Below are 2,877 nucleotides of genomic sequence, written 5' to 3'. Positions count from 1 at the left end.
TGGCTAGCGCCAGCCGACACCTTTTGGTGTCGAACTAAGGGTGCAACATCACCTAAAGATAAAGCCACCGAACACCAAGCCGATGAGGTGTCGATGGCCAATATACGGGTCAAAATATGGACTCTCTGATACTTAAGAACTCAAGCCTGCAATGATATCTGGTGGAGCTTGGACAAGCTCAATCAAAACACCCTCACCACAGAACGGAAACTCTTCATTACCTTTGGGGTGCACAAAGGTAATGTCATACCCAGCTGCACCCTTACGAATGCCCCCCGGAGCAAAGCGTAAGCCTTGGCTAGACAGCCACTCCACTGCTTTTGGGAGATCATCTACCCATAGGCCAATATGATTTAAAGGGGTTTGATGAACAGCAGGCTTCTTTTCGATATCAAAGGGTTGCATGAGATCGATCTCAATCTCATGAGCTCCTTTACCGATAGCGCAAATATCCTCATCCACGTTCTCACGCTCAGAGACAAATGTGCTCTTGTACTCAAAGCCTAATAAGTCAACCCAAAGCTTGCGGAGACGATCTTTATTTTCGCCACCAATCGCAACTTGCTGAATGCCTAATATTTTGAATGGTTTAGTCATGACTGCTTTACTCGAAGCGAATGATTAATTGATCAACCGCTAAGCTTTCACCAACATTGGCGCAAATCTCAGCAACCACACCATCTTGCGCAGCAACCAATGTATTTTCCATTTTCATGGCTTCAATAGCAGCTAATTTTTGACCTGCAGTGACCGCCTCGCCAACTTTTACGGAAATATTAGTTAATAAGCCAGGCATTGGAGACATCACGAGCTTAGAGGTATCTGGTGGCACCTTCACCAACATGCGACGCTGAAGCTCAGCACCTAGAGGGCTTAGGACCATACACTCATAATGTGCACCATCCAAGACAAGTGCGTATTTCACACCCTTGCGCTCAACTTGAGCAGTAATCTTATGTGTGCCGTTGATGGTTGCACGTAAGCACAGCTCGCCAGGACGCCAGTTGCTAACGATGTTGTAGCGGCTGACATCGCCCTCTTCTTCAATGTAGACTGAGTAAATGCCATCTTTCAGATCTACACGAACCGGAATCTCTTTGATGTCTTCATTCGAACCAACCCGTGAACCAGTAACGACTACAAACTTCTTGGCAATCGTCATCTCATGACCGGCCAACTGGCCGTCAATCATTTGGATATGCTCAAGATAGCGGTAGCGCATAAATGCCGATAGAGCAGCCAAACGCTTTGGATCTACTGGCTGCACGGAATCCTTTTTGAATCCATCGGGATACTCTTCAGCAATAAAACCCGTAGTGAAGTCGCCAGAGACAAAGCGGGGATGCTGCAAAAGCGCTGCCTGGAAAGGAATGTTTGAATGAATACCACGAATGACAAAGTCATTTAATGCGGCACGCATCTTTTCAATCGCCTCAGTACGATCTTTGCCATGCACAATCAACTTGGCAATCATCGAGTCGTAATACATCGGGATCTCGCCGCCCTCAAAGACACCAGTATCAACACGCACACCATCTAACTCTTCTGGTGGGCGGTATTTGACTAGGCGACCTGTCGATGGCAGGAAGTTACGGAATGGGTCATCCGCATTAATCCGGCACTCCATAGACCAACCGTCTAATTTAATATCCTCTTGCTTAAATGCTAGCTTCTCACCCGCAGCAACACGAATCATCTGCTCAACTAAATCTAGACCAGTAATACCCTCAGTCACTGGATGCTCCACTTGCAAGCGGGTATTCATCTCCAGGAAGTAGAAAGACTTATCTTTGCCGACAACAAACTCTACGGTACCGGCAGACTGATAGTTCACAGCCTTTGCTAATGCAACAGCTTGCTCACCCATTGCCTTACGAGTTGCAGGGTCAATAAATGGGGATGGCGCTTCCTCAATGACCTTTTGATGGCGTCGTTGAATAGAGCAATCACGCTCACCTAGATAGACTACATTGCCATGTGAATCGCCCAGAACCTGAATCTCAATATGACGCGGACCTTCAACAAACTTCTCAATGAAAATACGATCATCACCAAAGCTATTCATCGCCTCTGTTTTGCAAGCAGCAAAACCTTCGGACGCCTCTTCATCATTAAATGCAACACGCAAACCTTTGCCGCCGCCACCTGCAGATGCTTTGATCATGACTGGGTAACCAATGCCTTGAGCAATCTTGACCGCTTCTTCATTGGTATCAATCGCTTCGTTGTAGCCGGGAATGGTATTAACCTTGGCTTCTAAGGCAAGCTTTTTGGATGCAATCTTATCGCCCATGGCAGCAATGGACTGATGCTTAGGTCCAATAAATACAATGCCCTCTTCTTCGCAGCGCTTTGCAAATTGTTCATTCTCAGAAAGAAAGCCGTAGCCTGGGTGAACCGCTTCTGCACCCGTATCTTTACAGGCCTGAATAATACGATCCATTACTAAATAGGATTCGCGCGAAGGTGCCGGTCCAATGCAAACCGCTTCATCAGCCATCTGCACGTGACGTGCCTCTTTGTCTGCTTCAGAATAAACGGCGACCGTCTTAATACCCATCTTCTTGGCAGTTTTCATTACACGGCAAGCAATCTCGCCGCGGTTAGCAATCAATATTTTCTTAAACATATTCGTAGTCATGATTTGTCGGCGCCTTAGAGAGGAATATTGCCGTGTTTACGCGGTGGGTTTGTCAGCTCTTTGTCTTTAAGCATGGCCAAAGAACGTGAGATGCGCTTACGCGTCTCATGCGGCAAGATCACATCATCAATATAGCCACGTCGCCCCGCTACAAATGGATTTGCAAACTTAGCTTTGTATTCAGCTTCGCGAGCTGCAATTTTTGCTGGATCCGATTTTTCTTCGCGGAAGATAAT

3 protein-coding genes are annotated in these 2,877 nt (G+C 46.8%); all 3 read right to left on the bottom strand.

Annotation, left to right across the window (positions count from 1 at the left end; translation table 11 throughout):
* Positions 1-132: 132 nt before the first annotated feature.
* On the bottom strand, positions 133-597 hold the full coding sequence (locus B7X71_RS14610; RefSeq protein ID WP_293601171.1) for a VOC family protein: 465 nt from the start codon (positions 595-597) through the stop codon (positions 133-135).
* A gap of 7 nt (positions 598-604) precedes the next feature.
* Positions 605-2,629: an acetyl-CoA carboxylase biotin carboxylase subunit gene (gene accC, locus B7X71_RS14605; RefSeq protein ID WP_293601173.1), complete on the bottom strand. Its 2,025-nt coding sequence runs from the start codon at positions 2,627-2,629 to the stop codon at positions 605-607.
* Positions 2,630-2,655: 26 nt separating this feature from the next.
* On the bottom strand, positions 2,656-2,877 hold a 222-nt coding region (locus B7X71_RS14600; RefSeq protein WP_293601169.1), incomplete at its 5' end, for a carboxyl transferase domain-containing protein.

The sequence above is a fragment of the Polynucleobacter sp. 39-46-10 genome, assembly GCF_002282275.1.
Note: the sequence above shows the minus strand (reverse complement) of the source record. Positions and strands in the feature narration are given on the sequence as shown.

Coding starts and splice junctions, on each gene's coding strand:
- B7X71_RS14610 (WP_293601171.1), bottom strand. CDS start 597: ATGACTAAACCATTCAAAATATTAGGCATTCAGCAAGTTGCGATTGGT.
- accC (WP_293601173.1), bottom strand. CDS start 2,629: ATGTTTAAGAAAATATTGATTGCTAACCGCGGCGAGATTGCTTGCCGT.